We start from the raw sequence: 17,409 nt of genomic DNA, 5'->3' as shown, positions 1-17,409 counted from the left end.
ATTCGGTGGAGGTGGCGGGTGTATCGGGTCAGGAGGCTGGAAATGCGATGCGGATTCCGTAGGTCCGTTCGGACTCCCTGATTCCCGGCACCAAGGAGTGGCGAATGGTGTTGAGCTCGCCGGAGTGATGAGCTGCGAAAAACGTGCGGAGTTCCTTGCGGAGGGGCTCGCGGACGGCTTCGACGGGGACCATGCATTGCGCATAAATGCGGGCCAGTGCGAGATCGTGCGGGCTGGCGTCGGCGAGGTCGAAGAATGCGTTCTCGTCCTGGGCTTTCACCTGGTGGGTGGCGAGGCACTGGGAGAAGGACCGAAAGGCCTGGACGACGGCCGGGCGGTCGCGCAGCGCGGTGATGTCCCGCCACCACTGCCCCTGCAGGGAAGCGTACCCGGCACGGAATCGCCGGGCGGCGGCGCCGCCCTCGGCGGCGCACCGGTCCTGGGCGGCCGCGGCCGCCGACCCCTCCGGGGCCGTGGAGGCGGTGGTGTCGGCGGGGGCGTCGGTGCTCAGGCCGTGGTCCCGGATGAGCGGCAGATCGGGGAGGTCGAGGAAGCGCGTCAGCAGGGGTGGGGCGATCTCCGGCATGGGGACGTTCCGGGACCGGGCGCAGCCCCGGGTGGCGGTGTAGCCGATGGTCTGGGCGAAGAGGTCGAGGCCCTGGCTGCCCCGGGACTCCGCGCCGGTCGTGGGCAGGATCAGGGCGGTGAGGTCCGCCGGGATGTCGTGCGTGGTCCGCACCGGGGGAGGCGCGGACGCCGGTGTCCCGGAGGGCGCGGGCGTCGTGGTGCTCCGGGCGGTGGTGGTGCATCCGCCCGCCGTCAGGACGAGGACGGCGCAGGCCAGGGATATTGCCGCCTGCGCGGACCGGCGTCGGCGGCAGCCGCCGGGGGTCGTCGTGCTCACCGTGGTGTCCCTCCTCCGGGTACGGGTCCGGTGGGTGCCGCGGCCGGGCCCGGTGTCGCGCGGGCCCGGCCGCGGGTGGCCGCTCAGCGGCGGCCGGGTGGGCGGGTCAGTGGGCGACGGTCACGCTGTCGCCGCCGTCGTAGTAGCTGCCGACGCCCATCGCGGTACCGGAGTTGACGTCCGAGAGCAGGACGATCCAGGGGCTGTGGCTGCCGTCGTTCGCCCAGATGTAGCCGCGCGAGCCGCGGACCCAGGAGCCGGACTTGAGGTAGAAGCCGGCGTACGAGTCGCCGATGGTGGAGGTCGAGTCGTTGGAGTAGGTCAGGTTCAGGTCACTACAACTGCTGCTTCCCGACTTGTTGACCGTCGAGCCGTGGGCCCGGTAGCCGGTGGAGAGCGATTTGGTGACACAGGCCTGTCCGGACGCCGAGGCGGTCGGCGCGATGGCGAAGACCGTGCCCCCCGCGAGACCTGCGATGGCCAGTCCCGTGGCCACGATGGACTTGCGCATGGATGGGATTCCTTTCCGGGCGCTGAATGGAACCCCTTCACCCTCCGTTCCGCGGCGCGGAGATTATTGAAGAAATTCGCATTGCAGAGGATCTTTCGGCCTCCCATTCTATGAGCTGGAATTCTGTGCAGAATTGACGCTCGCGTAAACCGTGATTCCTGGGACTGCGGTGATTTTCGGGGTTCCCGGTACTTTCCGGGGCTACTGGAGGCCCAGGGAAAGGACGACCAGGGCCACCGTGGCCGCGGTCTCGCACAGCGCGCCGAAGACGTCGCCGGTGATGCCGCCGAAGCGCCTGCGGCAGTGGCGGAGGAGGAGTTCGGCCGCGCTGAGGGCGAGGAGGGCGGACAGGGCGAAGTGGAGGGCGGTCGGGAGAGCGAAGAGGGCTCCCAGCGCCGCTGCCAGTGCCGGCGTGGCGGCCGCGACCACGGCTGCCGTGCGGAGCGGGACGGCTCCCGCCACCGCGGCGCCCAGGCCGTCAGGGCGGGCCGGGGGGACGCCGTCGCGGCAGGCCAGGGTCATGGCGGTGCGGGCGGTGACGGCGGAGACGGCGGCCCCCGCGGCGCCGTGCGACCAACTGTCGGCGTAGAGGGCGGCCAGGCAGGCGACCTGGGTGAGGAGGACGAAGAGCAGCGTCAGGACGCCGAAGGGGCCGATGTCCGACTGCTTCATGATCCGCAGCGCGTCCTCGGCAGGCTTGGCGCTGCCGAGTCCGTCGGCGGTGTCGGCGAGGCCGTCCAGGTGCAGGCCGCGGGTCAGGGCGGCGGGCACGGCGGCGGTGGCGACGGCCGCCAGCAGCGGGGAGGCGTTCAGGAGCAGCAGCACTCCGCCGACCCCGGCGGCACACAGGCCCACCACCGCGCCGACGACCGGCGCGCACAGCATCCCGCCGCGCGCGGCGGGCCGGTCCCAGCGGGTCACGGTCACCGGCAGCGCCGTGAGGGTGCCGAAGGCGAAGCGGAGGGCATCCGCCGGGGAGGGCTTGCCGAGGTCGGAGGCGGGGCCGGGGTCGGAGTCGGAGTCGGTCACCGCGTGAGGCTACCCCGCCCCGGCCAAGGCCTCCCTGCGCCGCCGGAAGTGGCCTTCCATCCCGCACAGCACCAGCGTCGCCACGATCGCCGTCAGATGCTCGAAGCCCGCGAGGTTCACGATGAAGACGACCTCGATGAGCATCGCGACGATCAGCGCCCCGCCCGTCCACCACGCCCGGTACCGGCAGGCCACGTACACGCCGAGCGCGACGACCGCCGCCGAGGGGCCCGTGTCGCGCACGACCAGGGTGGAGACCGGCAGCCCGAGGAACCCGTCGGGGCCGACCCACAGTGAGTAGCGGGCGAACGACGTGCCGGCGACCGTCGCCAGCAGCCCGATGCCGAAGGTGCGCCGCTTGCCCACCGTGATCTCGGCGATGCCGAACATGAAGACGACCTGGGCGATCAGCCCCCACACCGGCAGGGACGGGTCGGGGACGAACAGCGACAGTGGAGTGCGCAGCAGCGCCTTCCACCACGGGAGCGTCGCGTAGACGCCGCCGACCCGGTTGACCCACTGGGTGCCGGTGCTCCCCGAGTGCTGGATCACCTGGAGCGCCAGGATCAGCGCGCACGCGCTCAGCGTCATCGGCACCGCACGCAGCTTCTTCCGTCGCAGCGCAAAGGTGACGTCTCGGTATATAACGCCCCATTCGAGGTACGCGAAATCGCGGAACCGCTTGAAAAACGGGCTCACCTGGCGGCGGTCCGCTCTCGGTCGCGTCGGCGCAGCGGGGACGGCAGCCGCGGCGCTTCGAGGAAGCCCTCGGCGCGGGCGCTGGCGATGCCGATCCTCGGCAGCTCGCTGCTCTTGCCGAACAGCAGGTAGCGCGGCTCCCAGATGGGCCGGTACTTGGCGTTGGCGCGGTACAGCGACTCGATCTGCCACCAGCGCGAGAAGAACGTCAGCAGGGAGCGCCAGAACCGCAGCACCGGCCCGGCGCCGAGCTTCGAGCCGCGCTCGAAGACCGAGCGGAACATCGCGAAGTTGAGCGAGATCTGCCGCACGCCGACCTCGTCGGCGCGCTGGATCAGCTCGATCACCATGAACTCGATCAGCCCGTTCTCGGACTCGCGGTCCCGGCGCATCAGGTCCAGCGACAGCCCCTGCGGACCCCACGGGACGAAGCTGAGCACCGCGCGCGGCACGCCCTCGCCGTCCTGGCACTCGACCATCACGCAGCGCCCGTCGGCGGGGTCGCCGAGCCGGCCGAGCGCCATCGAGAAGCCGCGCTCGGTCTCCCCGTCGCGCCAGGCGTCGGCGTGCTCCAGGATCGCGTCCATCTCCTCGGCGGGGATGTCGTCATGACGCCGGATCCGGACGGTGTACCCGGTCCGCTTGACGCGGTTGTACGCCTGCCGCACGGTGCGCATGGCGCGCCCGTCCAGGGTGAACTCGGCGGTCTCGACGATCGCCTCGTCCCCGATCTCCAGGGCGTCCAGGCCGTGCCGGGCGTAGATGACGCCCGCTTCCTCGCTGGCGCCCATCACGGCGGGCACCCAGGCGTGCTCGCGGGCCTCGGCGAGCCAGGCGTCGATGGCGCCGGGCCACGCCTCCGGGTCGCCGATCGGGTCGCCGGACGCCAGCGACACCTCCCCGACGACGCGGTACGCGATCGCGGACTTGCCGCTCGGCGACCAGATGACGCTCTTGTCGCGGCGCAGCGCGAAGTAGCCGAGCGAGTCCCGGTCGCCGTGGCGGTCCAGGAGCCCACGCAGCCTGGCCTCGTCCTCGGGGCCGAGCAGCGCCCGGCCGCGCGGCGAGCGGAACGCCACGTACAGCACGAGCAGGAAGAGCAACGCACTCATGACGTTGATGACGACATCCACCCACCCGGGCGTTGAGATGTTCGCGAACTTGTCGTCATTCGGGTCGAGCGCGATCATGCGCGAGATCCCGTAGCGGAAGGCGGTCCAGAAGCCCGCGCCGTCCTCCCGGTTGGTCGCCGTCACCAGGAGTGCGCTGATCAGCGAGCCGACGATGAGGCCGCCGATCGCGGTCAGGACGGCGTGCAGCGGGTTGGAGCGGTCGCCCTTGGCCCGGAACTCGTGCCGGCCGACGAGCAGGGCGGCGACGAAGGACGCGGTCAGGCCCAGGGTGATCCAGTTCTGGACGTGCGCGCGGAATTCCTCGTACAAGCCCATCGACAGGGCCAGCACCAGCAGGAACAGCCCGCTCAGCACGAGGTTGAGCACCCATGCGGCGCGCTTGCGGCGCCGCATGGTGATGGCGAAGAAGAGCGCGAACAGGCCCGTGGTGAAGCCCGCCGTCAGCAGGTACGGGGTGAAGAGGTCCTCGATGTTGTGCCGCCGGATGTCGGCACCGAAGGAGACCCACACCGCGCCGAGGAAGTCCAGGAACGCGACAGTGCGCAGGTACCAGACGGCGTAGGCGGCGGAGCGCTGCCCCCAGACGTGCGGACGGCTCTCCGCGTCCTGCGGCGTGCGGCCCGGCGCCTTCGGCGTCTTGGACGTCTCCGATGCCTGCGGTGTCTGCGGTGTTTGCGGCGTCTTCGGTGTTCGACCCGGTGTCGCGCTGCCCGTTCCCATAGTTTTGGATCTTATGACGGAATGTCCGGATCCTCGCCGCAGGGGCGCCGCCCGGATTCGGCCGGGCCTCGTTCCGGCCACCCGAAGGCGGCCGGAACGTCGGCGGAGCGTCGCTCCAGGGAGGTTCGCTCTACGGCGCTTCGATCGGATCCGCGGGCGGTTCGTCCGACTCCACGGCGACGGGTTCCCCGACGGGCTCCGGGGCCCGTTCCACGACCGGTTCGCCGGACACGTCCGGCAGCTCCGCCGCCAGCGCCCCCGCGACCTGCAGCAGCGGCAGCGCCAGCAGTGCGCCGGTGCCCTGGCCGACCCGCACGCCGTGGTCGAGCAGCGGCTCGATGGAGAGCCGGTCCAGGGCCTTGGCCTGGCCCGGCTCGCCGCTGGCCTGGCCCGCCAGCCACCAGTCGGGGGCCCGGAACGCCACGCGCTGCGCGACCAGCGCGCAGGCCGCGGTGACGACTCCGTCGAGGACGACGGGCAGCTTGCGCACGGCGGCCTGCAGCAGGAAGCCGGTCATCGCGGCGAAGTCCGCGCCACCGCTGGTCGCCAGCAGTTCGAGCTGGTCGCCCAGGACCGGACGGGCCCGCCGCAGCCCGTCGCGGATCGCCGAGCACTTGCGCATCCACGCGAGGTCGTCGATGCCGGAGCCGCGGCCGGTCACCACGGAGGCGTCCGTGCCGCAGAGCGCCGCCACGAGGATGCCGGCGGGCGTGGTGCCGCCCACGCTGATGTCACCGAGCAGGACGAGGTCGGTGCCGGAGTCGGCCTCCTCGTCCGCGATGGCCATGCCCGCGCGGAAGGCGAGTTCGGCCTCCTCGACGGTGAGGGCGTCCTCCACGTCGACCCGGCCGGAGCCGCGGCGCACCCGGTGCGCGGTGACGTCGGCGGGCAGCTCGGCCGGATCGCAGTCCAGGCCCATGTCGATCACGCGCACCTGCGCGCCGAACTGACGGGCCAGCACGTTGACGGGCGCGCCCCCGTCGAGCACCGTCCGGACCAGCGCCACCGCCGTGCCCGGCTCGTGCGCCGAGACGCCCAGGCTCGCCGCGCCGTGGTCCCCGGCGAACAGCAGCACCCGCGGCCGGGCGATCGGCCGCGCCGGAACGCAGCCCTGAGCGGCGGAAAGCCACTCCGCCAGCTCCGCCGGCTTGCCGAGAGCGCCCGCGGGGCTCACCAGCCGCTGCCACCGGTCTTGCGCGTCACGCCGCACACCGGCGTCGGGACGCTCCACCAGGGAGCCGAAGTCATCAAGATTCAGGCCGCTCATTGGCCGTACGGTACCGGGTGAGCCTCCGGCCGGGTTAGCGGGCGCCGGTCGGCCTCCGGCCCGGGGCTCGACGGCTGCCGGTGTGGGGCGGCCTCCGGCCGGGGGGCGCACGCCCGCAGGTCCGGCGCGGGGCCCTCGCCTTGGCCCGGCGGGCCCGCGCAGCTCTGCGCCGGGCGGCGGCTGCTTGTCGGCCGGCCTCCGGAGGTAACCCGCAGGTGTCTCCACGGCCCCCGCCCCGGAGGGGCGCTAGCCGCGCAGCGTCAGTGCCTGCCCCGCCACCACCAGCAGGACGTGTTCCGACTCGCCGGCGACGGCCGTGTTGAGACGGCCGAGTTCGTCGCGGAAGCGGCGGCCCGACGCCGTGGCCGGGACGACGCCCGAGCCGACCTCGTTGCTGACGGCGACCACCGTGCGGCGGGTGGCGCGCCACGCGGCCGTCAAGGCGGCCGTCAGCGCGTGCAGTTCGCTCTCGCCGCCCGACGACCACTTCGCGTCGTCCCAGGCGCCGACGGAGTCCATGGCGGAGGTCAGCCACAGCGCGAGGCAGTCGATGAGGAGCGGGGGGCCGTCCGCGGCGAGCAGTGGCACCAGGTCGCAGGTCTCCTGCGTCGTCCAGGTGCCCGGGCGGCGGTCGCGGTGGAGGGTGACGCGGCGGGCCCACTCCTGGTCGCCCTCGCGGGTGCCGCCGGTGGCCACGTACAGGACGTCGGAGAACGCGGCGAGCCGCCGCTCCGCCTCGGCGGACTTGCCGGAGCGGGCGCCGCCGAGCACCAGCGTGCGGCGGGGGACGTCCGGCACGTCGTGGTAGTCGCCGGCGATCAGCGTCGTGCCGTCGGGGACGGCGCGCACGCCCAGCGCGGCGAGCCGGCGCCGCAGCTCGGAGCCGGGCGGCGCGTGGTGGTCGAGGTGCACCGCGACGATGTCGGTGGTCGGCCCGACGGCGCCGGCGGTGCGCAGCCGGGCCAGCGCGTCGGGCCGGCCGACCGCGTCGAACAGCACGACGTTGTACGGGGCCGCCGCCTCCCGCACCCCGGCGGGCGCGCAGCCCGGCGGCAGGTAGAGGGCTCGCATCCCGTCGGGCCCCTCGACCTCGTAGCCGGTGCCGGGCGCGTCCGTGGCGACCGCGCGCACCCGGTGTCCGGTCAGCAGCGTCAGCTCCTGGCCGTCCGGGACCCGGCCCGGCGTCGGCAGGCCGGCGGGGATCTCCACCGCGGGCCCGTCGTGCGGGTGCGACAGCAGGGCCTGCCGCACGCCGCCGAGGGAGTGCCCGGAGCGGGCGGCCGCGAAGGCGAGGCCGGGGGTGAGGTCGAGCAGCAGCACGCCGTCCACGAGGACGGCGGTCGCGGCGCGCGGCCCGCCGCGGTCGCCGATGGCGCCCGCACAGGAGGCGCAGGGGCAGTCGGGAAGGGGCAGGCCCTCGGGGCCTCCGGTGCCGAGCAGTGTCAGTTCCACCCCCAGATCGTCTCGCGTCCGCGTACGGCGGGCTCGCCGGGTCCGCCATGCGGTTACCCTGCGGGACAGGTACACGACGGACAGCAGCAGCTGTGGACCGAGGACCGAGGAGAAATACATGGCGTGGACGTGGCGGTTCGAGAAGGCCGACGGCACCGAGGTTGCGCCCGCGGTGGAGCCGGAGGAGTTCACGACCCAGGGGGACGCCGAGTCCTGGATCGGTGAGCTCTGGAAGGACCTGGCGGAGGGCGGCGCGGACCAGGTCGTGCTGTTCGACGGCGAGACCAAGATCTACGGCCCGATGAGCCTGCACGGCAGCGAGGAGTAGATCCCTCCGACGTGTGGGGGCAGCCACGGGCGTGGCCGCCCCCACACGTCAGGATCCAGTCCACGGATCCAGTCCGCGGATCCAGTCCGCGGATCCGGGCCGGCCGGTCAGATCGAGCCCAGCGTGGCCTCCGCCGTCTGCGAGCTGCCGTTCCGTTCGAACGTCACCTTCACCTTGTCGCCCGGCTGGTGCGCCGCCAGGGCCTCGGTCAGGGACTGCATCGTCGAGATGGCCGTCGAGTCGACCCGGGTGATGACGTCGCCCGCCTTCAGGCCCGCCTTCGCGGCCGCCCCGCCGGCGCTCACCGACACCACGGCGACGCCGGCCGGCTGGAGGTCGTCGCCGACCACCGTGCGGGCGGTGATGCCGAGGGCGGCGCGGCCGGAGTCGGTGACCTTGCCGTCCTTGATGATCTGGTCGGCGATCTTCGTGACGGTCGAGGCCGGGATCGCGAAGCCGATGCCGGGGGCCGCGCCCGCGCCCATCTGGGGGTCGGTGGCGGCGAGCGTCGGGATGCCGATGACCTTGCTGTCGAGGTTCACCAGCGCGCCCCCGCTGTTGCCGGGGTTGATCGCGGCCGAGGTCTGCACCATGTTCGCGATGGTGGCCCCGGTGCCGCCGCCTTCGGCGCCCTCGCTGACGGTCCGGCCGACCGCAGAGACGATGCCCTGGGTGACGCTGCCCGACAGCCCCAGCGGATTGCCCATGGCCAGCACGATCTGGCCGACCTCGACGGACGCGGAGTCCGCGAACTTCGCGGGCCTCAGGTCCTTGGGCGGGGCGCTGAGCTTGATCACCGCGAGGTCCTCCGCCGGGTAGGAGGAGACCAGCTCGGCCTCCAGCGGGTTCCCGCCGGTGACCAGGGTGACGGTGAACTTCTTGGCGTCGCCGACGACGTGCGCGTTGGTGACGATGTGGCCCCGGTCGTCGTAGACGACGCCGGAGCCCAGGTCCGAGTCCGTGGTGATCTGGACGACGGACGGGAGCACGTTCTTCACGACGCTCTGGTACTCGCTCTGCAGCCGGTCGGAGGCCACGGGCGCCGCCGAGGCGGCGGTCGAGGCCGGGGAGGACCGGCCCGTCGCGGACGAGGAGGGCTCGTCCGAGCCGGAGGTGCATCCCACCAGCAGTGCGGCCGCGCAGAGGGCGGCGGCGCAGGGGCGTGCCAGGCGCGTGGCCAAGGGGCGTGTCATGGGTCCACTCATGACAGAAGTGTCCCTTTTATGGGCAATGAAGGAGCTGATCCCGCGGCCGATCGGGCCTGGATCCAGCCGGATCAGACCCGGATGCGGCCCCTGCCCGGCCCGGATCCCGGCTGGATCCTGCCGGGATCCGGCCTAGTGCCGTACTCCGCACAGGTGCAGCAGGGCGGCCACCGCGCGGTACGGGTCCGTCCGCCCGGCCTGTTCCTCGGCGGCCAGCAGCGGTTCGAGATCGGCCGGGATCGGCGCGTCGTCCGGCGCGGCGTCGGTGAGGACCCGCACCCCGTACCAGGCGTCCACCGGGGTGCCGAGCCCGCTGAGGGTCGCCGTCACCGCCTCGCGGCGGTCGGCGCGCACGTCCAGGCCGAGCCGGTTGGTGTACGTCTGGGTGCCGAAGGCGGTCAGCGCGCCGGGCCAGTCGCCCAGCAGCCCCGGCCGCATGGCCAGCGCGTCGCCGTTGCGGACGAGCAGCGAGAGCAGGCCGCCGGGCGCGAGCACCCGGGCCAGCGCCGCGAGCATCGTGTCGGGCTCGGACATGTACATCAGCACCCCGTGGCAGAGCACGAGGTCGAAGCTGCCGGGCCCGAAGTGCCGCCCGGTCTCGCGGCCGTCGCCCGCGATCAGGGCGACCCGCTCGCGTATGCCCTCCGGCTCGACGGCCAGCGCGGTGCGCAGCGCGTCGAGCATCGCCGGGTCGGACTCCAGGCCGGTGACCTGGTGCCCGGCACGGGCCAGCCGCAGCGCCTGGGTGCCCTGGCCGGGGCCGACGTCGAGGACCCGCAGCCGGCGGCCCACGGCGAAGCGCGCCGTTATCTGCTCGTCCAGTTGGCGCGCCACCAGCTCCTGGCGGACGACGTTGCGCAGGCCGCCCAGCCCGTCGAGCCAGGCGGACGCGCCGCCGTCGAAGCCGGATCTGCCGGTGCTCAGAGCTTCACGCCGCGCTTGACCATCGGCTTCGGCAGCCGCAGCCGGCGCATCTGGAGCGTCCGCATCAGGGCGTACGCCACCGCGCCGCGCAGGTTCTTGTCCGGGAAGCGCTTCCGCAGCTGCTTGCGCAGCAGCACCGTCGTGATGACGGAGTCGACCACGATCAGCACGATCACGACCATCCACAGCAGCAGCGAGAGGTTTCGCAGCTGCGTGCTCTGGATCATGCTCATGACGAGGATGACGACCGCGAGCGGGAGGAAGAACTCCGCGACGCGGTAGCGCGAGTCGACGTAGTCCCGGACGAACTTGCGCACCGGGCCCTTGTCTCGGACCGGCAGGTAGCGCTCGTCGCCACCTGCCAGCGCTTCGCGCTGCTTGGCCATCTCGGCACGGCGCGCCTCCCGGGCCTGCTTGCCGGCGGCCTTGCGGTCGGTCGGCACGGTGGCACGGGTGCGGCGCTGGCCCTGGGCCTCGTTGCGCTTGGGCGTGGGGCGACCCTTGGGAGCCTGCGGGTCGCGGGGCTGGTCCTCAAGCACCGTGGTGGTTGAGGCCTGCTCATCTGGGGAACGGCGTCGGAACACGACTCCAGGTTACGTGCCCCGGAGCGGGAACCCCAGCCCTCACCTACTCCTTGGGCCTGAGGTCACCGAACCGTGATCGTCCCTAGGGAGGAGCGCATCCGCCCCGGAACAGTGCGGTAATGGAACCAGGGCCCGTACTGTGGGGTCTGTAGAGGTGCTGGAGCTGTTGTCCGAGAAGGGGGCGCGCGAGGCCCATGAGCGGTGTCATGAAGCGGATGGGACTGATTTTCCGCGCGAAGGCCAATAAGGCTCTGGACAGGGCCGAGGACCCGCGCGAGACGCTTGACTACTCGTACCAGAAGCAGCTGGAACTGCTGCAGAAGGTACGCCGGGGTGTCGCCGATGTCGCCACCTCGCGCAAGCGCCTGGAGCTGCAGCTGAACGAGCTGCAGAAGAAGTCGTCGACCTACGAGGACCAGGGCCGCAAGGCGCTGGCGCTGGGTCGCGAGGATCTGGCCCGCGAGGCGCTGTCGCGCCGGGCGGCGCTGCAGCAGCAGGTCACGGACCTGGAGACGCAGCACCAGACGTTGCAGGGCGAGGAGGAGAAGCTCACCCTCGCGTCGCAGCGGCTGCAGGCCAAGGTGGACGCCTTCCGCACCAAGAAGGAGACCATCAAGGCCACGTACACCGCGGCCCAGGCACAGACCAAGATCGGCGAGGCGTTCTCCGGCATCTCCGAGGAGATGGGCGACGTCGGCATGGCGATCCAGCGTGCCGAGGACAAGACGGAGCAGCTGCGCGCCCGGGCCGGTGCCCTGGACGAGCTGATGGCGTCCGGCGCCCTGGACGACCAGAGCGGCCTGCAGAAGGACGACATCCAGGCCGAGCTGGACCGGCTGTCCGGTGGTACGGACGTCGAGCTGGAGCTGGCCCGGATGAAGGCCGAGCTGGCCGGCGGCACCCCGCAGCAGGCCATCGAGGGCGGCAAGCAGCCCGAGGACCGGCCGCGGATGGACAAGCAGTAAATTAGCAGCGCAGCACCACTGCCGGGCCGTAGCCGAACCGACGAGGAGGCGCCGTCATGATCGTCAGGATCATGGGGGAGGGGCAGGTGAAGGTGGCCGACAGCCATCTCACCCGCCTCAACGTGCTGGACGACGAACTGCTCGCCGAGATGGAGAACGGCGACGAGGAGGGCTTCCGCACGACGCTGGGAGCCCTGCTCGACGCCGTGAGGGAACTGGGCGAACCGCTTCCCGACGCCTCGCTCGAGCCGTCGGAGCTGATCCTTCCGTCGCCCGACGCCTCGCTGGACGAGGTCCGGGAGATGCTCGGCGACGACGGGCTCATCCCGGGCTGAGCCGGGCGGCCGCACCTCGCACCTCGTACCGCCGTGAACGGGCGGGGGGGGCGCCCCCGCGGGGGGGGGCGCGCCCCGCCACCGTGCGCTACTTGCCCTCGCCGACCGACTCCTGCGCGGAGCGGAGGTCGATGATGATGGCGATGCCGGACTCGCGGCTCTCCTCGTCGCCCTCGAGCAGGCCGCCGTGAATGATGTCCTTCTTCATGATGTTCACCTCCTCTCCGCCTCGGCGGGCGGCTCGGCCTGCGCGGGCGCCGTGAGCGGCCCGCGACCGAGAAAGGGGAGAGCAGAGCGTATCCCGCCCGGGGCCCGTCAGTATTGGACTTTTGCGTACTCCTCCCCATTCAACGAAATCATGCGCATTTCAACCCATCACCCCGCTTCTGACCCGCGACCGCGGGACGCCGCCCTGGCTCCGAGCGCTTCCAGGGCGGCGTGGGGTTCGAGCTCAGGGACCTCGACTCAGACGGTCGGGTCCGTGAGGCCGTCGATGACCAGATCGGAGAGGCGCACTTGGTACCAGACGTCTCGACTGGTGCCGTCCTCCCACCTTTCGGTAATGATGACCTTCATGTGGGTTGCGGCGCTGTCACCGTCCGTTGTTGACCAGGCCTTGGGGAGCTTCTGCTCGCGCAACACCGGGTCCACCTGGTGCTCGGATCCCCAGACGGTCAGGGCTTCGTCAAGTTCGGTGCTGAGGAACTCCGTTCGGACCTCGAACGGGGTCTGCGCACTGACCTGATTTACAGCGTCCAGGTACTTCTGAAAGAACTCGGCGACTTGGGCAGTCGCTCGTGGCTCCATCCCACAGAAGAACGCTTTCTGCGCCCTCGGGTCAGGCGGTTGGTGAAATCGCCCGTACGGCCGGTGGTACCGAAACCATGCCGCACGCGTGCGGCTGTCGGCGGTGACCGCGTTCGGACCGCAGCGAGGTCATCCGGCGGGCTTCACCGGTCGCGCGCAGGAACGCGGCGTTGGTGCCGGTACCTTCGGCGGCGCGGCCTTGGTCGAACGTCCGGCAGGGCGGATCCTTCTTGGTGCAACCTGCGAGGCCGCGCCGTTGCCGGGTCGTGACCGCCGAGGCGCGGGCCCGGGCCTACCTCCGGGAGCACACCCGCCTTCAGTTGAACCCCTGCCGTGGCCCACCACCATCTCCGCGGCTTCGTCCGAGCGGTCGAGCTAGTTCAACACACGTCTGGTCGTCTGCACTCGGGCCGCCACACGACCCCAACCTGGAGCGACCCCGACCCCGTGACACGGCAGCGCCCCGCCTGTCCGGGAGAAATTCCCTGGGTGAGCGGGGCGCTATGGGGTGGCCGTGCTGGCGGTCAGCCGCGGTGGGTGCCGTAATACCCCTCGACCTGCTGGTGATAGCTCAGGTCGCCGGCGTGCTTGTCCTTGTCGAACTCCGGCGAGTTTTTGATCTCGTCCTTGGTCCGGGAGACATAGACCTTCCGCTCATCGATCTCGATGGACCGGATCGTGCCGGCCGGCAGCAGGACGTGCTTGCCGAAGATCCAGACGCCGGTGTCAACCACAATGTACGCGGAGCCGACCTCGTCGGAGTGCTTGTCGACCTTGCCGATGCTTCCGTCGACCGCTTCGACCGTAAAGCCCGTCAAATCCATGTCCGCCAGGTGCCCAGCAGTTTCCGGGTATCCCCACATGCTGTCACTCACCAGAAAGCCCTCCGTCGTCGTCCCGTGCCACCGAGGAAAACCCTTTCAGGAACCCCCGGCGATTGCTCTCACAGGGACGCCTGCCCCGCACACCGGACCGCACACACCCGCCCCACCCCCAGGGCCCAGCAGGCGGCAGCAGTTCACTCGACTGGCAGCCACATGCCCCGCTACCCCGCCAGTCCCGCACTCTCGGCGAGCACCACGGCCTGGCACAGACGCGCCGGCTCCGCGGCTGCCGCACGAGCACAGGAGAGCGCGCAGGCCCTCCCCCGTCGGAGGAAGACCCACCGAAGAGGCCGATGACGAACGCTCGCCCACCGACTTCGGGGGCATGGCGGCTCCACCCTCCACCCAACCGCGTCGCAGCCGCCCGTGGTGATGAGCTGTCATGCCCCGCAGGCCGTGCCCGGGTCGCTCTGTCAGTGGGCCGTGATTGACTCGTCCGCCGAAGACCCGTAGAGCGGTCGACGGCGTCCACCGCTCGCTATGGCCGGTCCCGGCTCTCGATGGACAAGGAAGGCGCGATGAAGCTTCTCCTCACCTCCGGCGGCGTCAGCAACCAGAGCATCCGCGACACCCTCGTCGACCTCCTGGGCAAGCCCATCGCCGAATCGACCGCCCTGTGCATCCCCACCGGGATGTACGGCATGCTGCCCCGGACCGCGGTCGCGACGTGGCAGCAGATCGCCGGGCAGACCTCCACGCCCCTGGTCGAGTTGGGGTGGAAATCCGTCGGCATGCTGGAGCTGACGGCCCTGCCCAGTATCGACCGCGAGCAATGGGTCCCTTTGGTCCAGGAGACCGACGCCCTGCTGGTGTGCGGCGGCGACGTGCTGTATCTGCACCACTGGATGCGGGAGTCCGGCCTGGCGGATCTGCTTCCGTCCCTCAGCGAGACGGTCTATGTCGGGCTGAGCGCCGGCAGCATGGTGATGGCCCCCCACGTCGGCGAAGAGTTCGTGGGCTGGAAGCCGGCCGCTGGCGGCGACAGCGCACTGGGCCTGATCGACTTCTCGATCTTCCCGCATCTGGACAACCCCTTGTGCCCGGACAACACCATGGCCGACGCCGAAACATGGGCCGCGCGCGTGCCCGTGCCGGGCTACGCGCTCGACGACGACACGGCCCTCACAGTGGTGGACGGTGCCCTCGAGGTCGTCTCCGAAGGGCACTGGAAGCTCTTCGAGCGTTAGGCCGCGCCATGGGGCCCCTCTGGTCATCGAGGGCTGCGATCGCCTGCGCCAGCCCCGCACCAGCCGCGCCGCGGATCCATCCTCGCGCGGACGGAGGGCCGCGCCGCTGGGCGCAACGGGCAGTGGAGGTTGTTCGGCCTGCCCCCACGCAGGTGAGGGAGGGACTGGTTTTCCCTCCGTGTGGGGGCCGGCGCACCGTTTCTGTCCCCCATGGACCCGTCGCGCCCCCGCCTCAGACCTCAGAGCTGGGTGATGTGGACGGAACCCACCCGGTCCTCAGCGCCTTGGCCCGCACCGGCCCGTGCAGCGCCGCCGACCTCAGCCGCGAGGTCGGGCGGGACCGCACCACCGTCAGCCGGCACGCCGACCGCTTGGAGCGCTCCGGCCTCCTCGAACGCCACCCGGACCCGGGCGACAGCCGCCACCGTGCTCACCCTCAACAACGCCGGCCACGCCATCGTGGCCGTCACCCGGCAGTGCCTCGTGCACGGCGTCGAGGACTCCCCCGCAACCTGGCCGCACGGCGACGCCCGCACCGTCGCCCGTCTCCTGCTCCGCTTCGTCGAGCAGGGACCCCTCGCCACCGCACCCGGCTGACCGACACAGGCCCGGCGGGCATGGGCACGCTGCGCCGCGCTGGCCTCTTCTGCCTGCGCGCACGGTTCGCTGCCCACCCGTCCTGCCCGTCCCCGGCGGCGCGGTGCCGGGCGGCGTCGAAGGCGCCCACTCTCAGTTCGCCGCCGGGCCGCGCGCGCTCCCGGCCGAGAAGCACATCGCGCTCCGGCGTGGCGGTCAACGCCCGCCCAGCAGCGTCAGGGGCCGCTCACCTGCGCCGACTCGCCGGCCGGGATGAGCACCACGGGTCACTTCGCCCCCGCTACCGCCCCCAGCAACGCCGACCCGACCCGCAAGCTCGAGAGGCCCGCACCCCGGGGTGAGCCGAGGACCCGAAGCCCCTCTCCTGCGCGACGACCGGAAGAACGGCCGCAGGTTGCCCTCCCACCCGGCCGATGACGCGTTCCAGCGCGGCCTACTGGAGCGTGAGTCGGGCGGCGGCCTTCTTCGCCGGGCGCGGGACCCACTCCGCCGACGTGCACGCGTCGAGGGATCAGCAGGCGTCGCGGCACCCGGTGACCGCCGTACTGCTGCACGCCGCGCCGCCGGCAGGACCACCCGGTCCCTGCGGCTCGGCTCGGCGCATCCTGCCCTGCGTCACCCCGCCTGCTGCCCGATAGCCCTGCTGCCCGCTGCGCAGGGCAGCAGGCACCGCGAGGCGCACCCTGACGGATCATTCCGGCACGTCCCCCCCTGTGCCGTCGTTGCGGCCTGTCCCGACCCGGGCCGCCCTGCCCCCCTTCGAGGACGTTCGGCCCCTGCACGGATCGGCACCGTCCGGGCGAGGATGAGCAGACCGGCAAGCCCGACGGGCGGTGTCTGCTGTGGGGCCGCTGCGCCTTTGGGACCTCCGCGCTCCCGGTCGACCCGGCCGGCCGACGCTGGTTCGGCCAACACCGCACCGGGGCAACGGTCCTCCTGCCGTCACGGCAGGACCGCATCGACGGCCAACTGCACTGCACGCGGCCCCGGTGCGGCGCAGTCGGCCCGGACCGTGGCCCCCCGCAGCGGGGCCGGCCCGCAGGGCCCCAGCAGCCGCTGGGCCCGCAGCACCCCTCAACAGCACCAGGAAAGCGTGGGGCCATGAACCCGCAGACGAAATCCGACGCCGCCTCGGCCCGCCCCCAGCCCGTCGGAAGCATGGGGCGACGGGTGACGTTGCGCCGTGAGGAACTCGGTCTCACACTCGACCAGGTGGCCGAGATGGCCGGGATGGCCACGCCCTATCTGACCTACCTGGAACAGCAGCCGACGGCCGTGCCCAGCGCGGTCCTCCTGCTGAGCCTCGCCGACGCGCTGCAGACCACCGTGTACGCGCTGCGCGGGGGCGGGACAGACCTGCCGCCCGGTCTCGGGAAGGCGGCCCGCCAGGCTGTCTTGGTGGAGATGGCGCCCGCGGAGTGCTGGGAACGGCTGTCGACCCACGGGGTGGGCCGGATTGCCGTGACCGCAGGCAGCGGTCCCGCGATCGTCCCGGTCAATTACCAGATGGTGGACGGGGCGCTGTACTTCAGAACCGCTGATGGATCCGCGCCCGCGCTGTCGATCGGCACCCGGGTTCCCTTCGAAGTGGATCATCTTGACGAGGCGATGAGCCAGGGATGGAGCGTGCTGCTGGTCGGTGATGCCGAGCGCGTCGCGGACCCGGACACCGTCCAGCACCTCATCGCGCGGGCCCACAGCGGCCCCTGGGCCGGTGGGGAGCGCGCCGTGTGGGTGCGCATCGCACCGGACCGGATCACCGGGCGCCGGATCGTCATGGGCTAGGTGAACCGGGCCGCGTGGTCGATGACGCCGTACGCCGCCAGCCCCAGCCCCGCCGGGTCCGACAGGTCGTACGTGCGGCGGTCCAGCCAGCCG

General features: G+C 72.0%; 18 protein-coding genes and 2 pseudogenes. 7 read left to right on the top strand and 13 right to left on the bottom strand.

Going from position 1 to position 17,409, the window contains the following annotated elements:
* Positions 1–28: 28 nt before the first annotated feature.
* The 7 genes from ABZ721_RS08560 to ABZ721_RS08530 all read right to left on the bottom strand — a co-directional run bounded on the left by ABZ721_RS08560 (position 29) and on the right by ABZ721_RS08530 (position 7,715).
* On the bottom strand, positions 29–904 hold the full coding sequence (locus ABZ721_RS08560) for a hypothetical protein (RefSeq protein ID WP_358787852.1): 876 nt from the start codon (positions 902–904) through the stop codon (positions 29–31).
* 106 nt (positions 905–1,010) lie between these two features.
* Complete coding sequence (locus ABZ721_RS08555; RefSeq protein WP_358787851.1) at positions 1,011–1,415, bottom strand: hypothetical protein; 405 nt, start codon at positions 1,413–1,415, stop codon at positions 1,011–1,013.
* A 201-nt stretch (positions 1,416–1,616) separates the two neighbouring features.
* A complete protein-coding gene (locus ABZ721_RS08550) occupies positions 1,617–2,444 on the bottom strand; it encodes an adenosylcobinamide-GDP ribazoletransferase (RefSeq protein ID WP_358787850.1) in 828 nt (275 codons plus the stop codon).
* Between the two features lie 9 nt (positions 2,445–2,453).
* Complete coding sequence (locus tag ABZ721_RS08545) at positions 2,454–3,143, bottom strand: hypothetical protein (RefSeq protein ID WP_358787849.1); 690 nt, start codon at positions 3,141–3,143, stop codon at positions 2,454–2,456.
* Positions 3,140–4,996 carry a phosphatidylglycerol lysyltransferase domain-containing protein gene (locus tag ABZ721_RS08540; RefSeq protein ID WP_358787848.1) on the bottom strand — a complete coding sequence of 619 codons (1,857 nt, stop codon included), beginning with the start codon at positions 4,994–4,996 and terminating at the stop codon, positions 3,140–3,142. The genes ABZ721_RS08545 and ABZ721_RS08540 overlap by 4 nt, the downstream gene beginning before the upstream one ends.
* Positions 4,997–5,126: 130 nt before the next feature.
* A complete protein-coding gene (gene cobT, locus ABZ721_RS08535; protein WP_358787847.1) occupies positions 5,127–6,263 on the bottom strand; it encodes a nicotinate-nucleotide--dimethylbenzimidazole phosphoribosyltransferase in 1,137 nt (378 codons plus the stop codon).
* 246 nt (positions 6,264–6,509) lie between these two features.
* On the bottom strand, positions 6,510–7,715 hold the full coding sequence (locus ABZ721_RS08530; protein WP_358787846.1) for a bifunctional adenosylcobinamide kinase/adenosylcobinamide-phosphate guanylyltransferase: 1,206 nt from the start codon (positions 7,713–7,715) through the stop codon (positions 6,510–6,512).
* A gap of 118 nt (positions 7,716–7,833) precedes the next feature.
* On the opposite strand from ABZ721_RS08530, the gene ABZ721_RS08525 reads away from it, so the two are divergent.
* Positions 7,834–8,043: a hypothetical protein gene (locus tag ABZ721_RS08525; protein WP_358787845.1), complete on the top strand. Its 210-nt coding sequence runs from the start codon at positions 7,834–7,836 to the stop codon at positions 8,041–8,043.
* A gap of 107 nt (positions 8,044–8,150) precedes the next feature.
* Here ABZ721_RS08525 and ABZ721_RS08520 read toward each other — a convergent pair whose 3' ends face one another.
* The 3 genes from ABZ721_RS08520 to ABZ721_RS08510 all read right to left on the bottom strand — a co-directional run bounded on the left by ABZ721_RS08520 (position 8,151) and on the right by ABZ721_RS08510 (position 10,756).
* Positions 8,151–9,236, bottom strand: a complete 1,086-nt coding sequence (locus ABZ721_RS08520) for a trypsin-like peptidase domain-containing protein (protein ID WP_358787844.1) — start codon at positions 9,234–9,236, stop codon at positions 8,151–8,153.
* 144 nt (positions 9,237–9,380) lie between these two features.
* Positions 9,381–10,082, bottom strand: a complete 702-nt coding sequence (locus ABZ721_RS08515) for a methyltransferase domain-containing protein (RefSeq protein WP_358787843.1) — start codon at positions 10,080–10,082, stop codon at positions 9,381–9,383.
* 86 nt (positions 10,083–10,168) lie between these two features.
* Positions 10,169–10,756, bottom strand: a complete 588-nt coding sequence (locus ABZ721_RS08510) for a DUF3043 domain-containing protein (RefSeq protein WP_358787842.1) — start codon at positions 10,754–10,756, stop codon at positions 10,169–10,171.
* A gap of 194 nt (positions 10,757–10,950) precedes the next feature.
* Between ABZ721_RS08510 and ABZ721_RS08505 the strand changes: the two genes are divergently transcribed.
* Together ABZ721_RS08505 and ABZ721_RS08500 are read left to right on the top strand one after the other, a co-directional pair.
* A complete protein-coding gene (locus tag ABZ721_RS08505; RefSeq protein WP_358787841.1) occupies positions 10,951–11,721 on the top strand; it encodes a PspA/IM30 family protein in 771 nt (256 codons plus the stop codon).
* Positions 11,722–11,777: 56 nt separating this feature from the next.
* A complete protein-coding gene (locus ABZ721_RS08500; RefSeq protein WP_358787840.1) occupies positions 11,778–12,056 on the top strand; it encodes a hypothetical protein in 279 nt (92 codons plus the stop codon).
* Between the two features lie 465 nt (positions 12,057–12,521).
* Here ABZ721_RS08500 and ABZ721_RS08495 read toward each other — a convergent pair whose 3' ends face one another.
* The 3 genes and pseudogenes from ABZ721_RS08495 to ABZ721_RS08485 all read right to left on the bottom strand — a co-directional run bounded on the left by ABZ721_RS08495 (position 12,522) and on the right by ABZ721_RS08485 (position 13,738).
* Complete coding sequence (locus tag ABZ721_RS08495) at positions 12,522–12,863, bottom strand: hypothetical protein (protein WP_358787839.1); 342 nt, start codon at positions 12,861–12,863, stop codon at positions 12,522–12,524.
* A gap of 97 nt (positions 12,864–12,960) precedes the next feature.
* A pseudogene (locus ABZ721_RS08490) lies at positions 12,961–13,062 on the bottom strand (MerR family transcriptional regulator); the annotation flags it as partial.
* 325 nt (positions 13,063–13,387) lie between these two features.
* A complete protein-coding gene (locus ABZ721_RS08485) occupies positions 13,388–13,738 on the bottom strand; it encodes a PRC-barrel domain containing protein (RefSeq protein ID WP_358787838.1) in 351 nt (116 codons plus the stop codon).
* 527 nt (positions 13,739–14,265) lie between these two features.
* Between ABZ721_RS08485 and ABZ721_RS08480 the strand changes: the two genes are divergently transcribed.
* The 4 genes and pseudogenes from ABZ721_RS08480 to ABZ721_RS08465 all read left to right on the top strand — a co-directional run bounded on the left by ABZ721_RS08480 (position 14,266) and on the right by ABZ721_RS08465 (position 17,316).
* On the top strand, positions 14,266–14,934 hold the full coding sequence (locus ABZ721_RS08480; protein WP_358787837.1) for a Type 1 glutamine amidotransferase-like domain-containing protein: 669 nt from the start codon (positions 14,266–14,268) through the stop codon (positions 14,932–14,934).
* Positions 14,817–15,299, top strand: a pseudogene (locus tag ABZ721_RS08475) (hypothetical protein); the annotation flags it as partial. The gene ABZ721_RS08480 and the pseudogene ABZ721_RS08475, both read left to right, overlap by 118 nt.
* 61 nt (positions 15,300–15,360) lie before the next feature.
* Positions 15,361–15,531 (top strand): hypothetical protein, encoded by a 171-nt coding sequence (locus tag ABZ721_RS08470; protein WP_358787836.1) that lies wholly within the window; start codon positions 15,361–15,363, stop codon positions 15,529–15,531.
* Positions 15,532–16,632: 1,101 nt separating this feature from the next.
* The gene (locus tag ABZ721_RS08465; protein ID WP_358787835.1) at positions 16,633–17,316 is read left to right on the top strand and encodes a pyridoxamine 5'-phosphate oxidase family protein; all 684 of its coding nucleotides are present in this window, start codon (positions 16,633–16,635) and stop codon (positions 17,314–17,316) included.
* Positions 17,317–17,409: the final 93 nt, after the last annotated feature.

Source organism: Streptomyces sp. NPDC006733 (genome assembly GCF_040636125.1).
GTDB lineage: Bacteria > Actinomycetota > Actinomycetes > Streptomycetales > Streptomycetaceae > Actinacidiphila.
The sequence above is the reverse complement of the archived record's forward strand: the minus strand, read 5'-3'. Positions and strand labels throughout refer to the sequence as shown.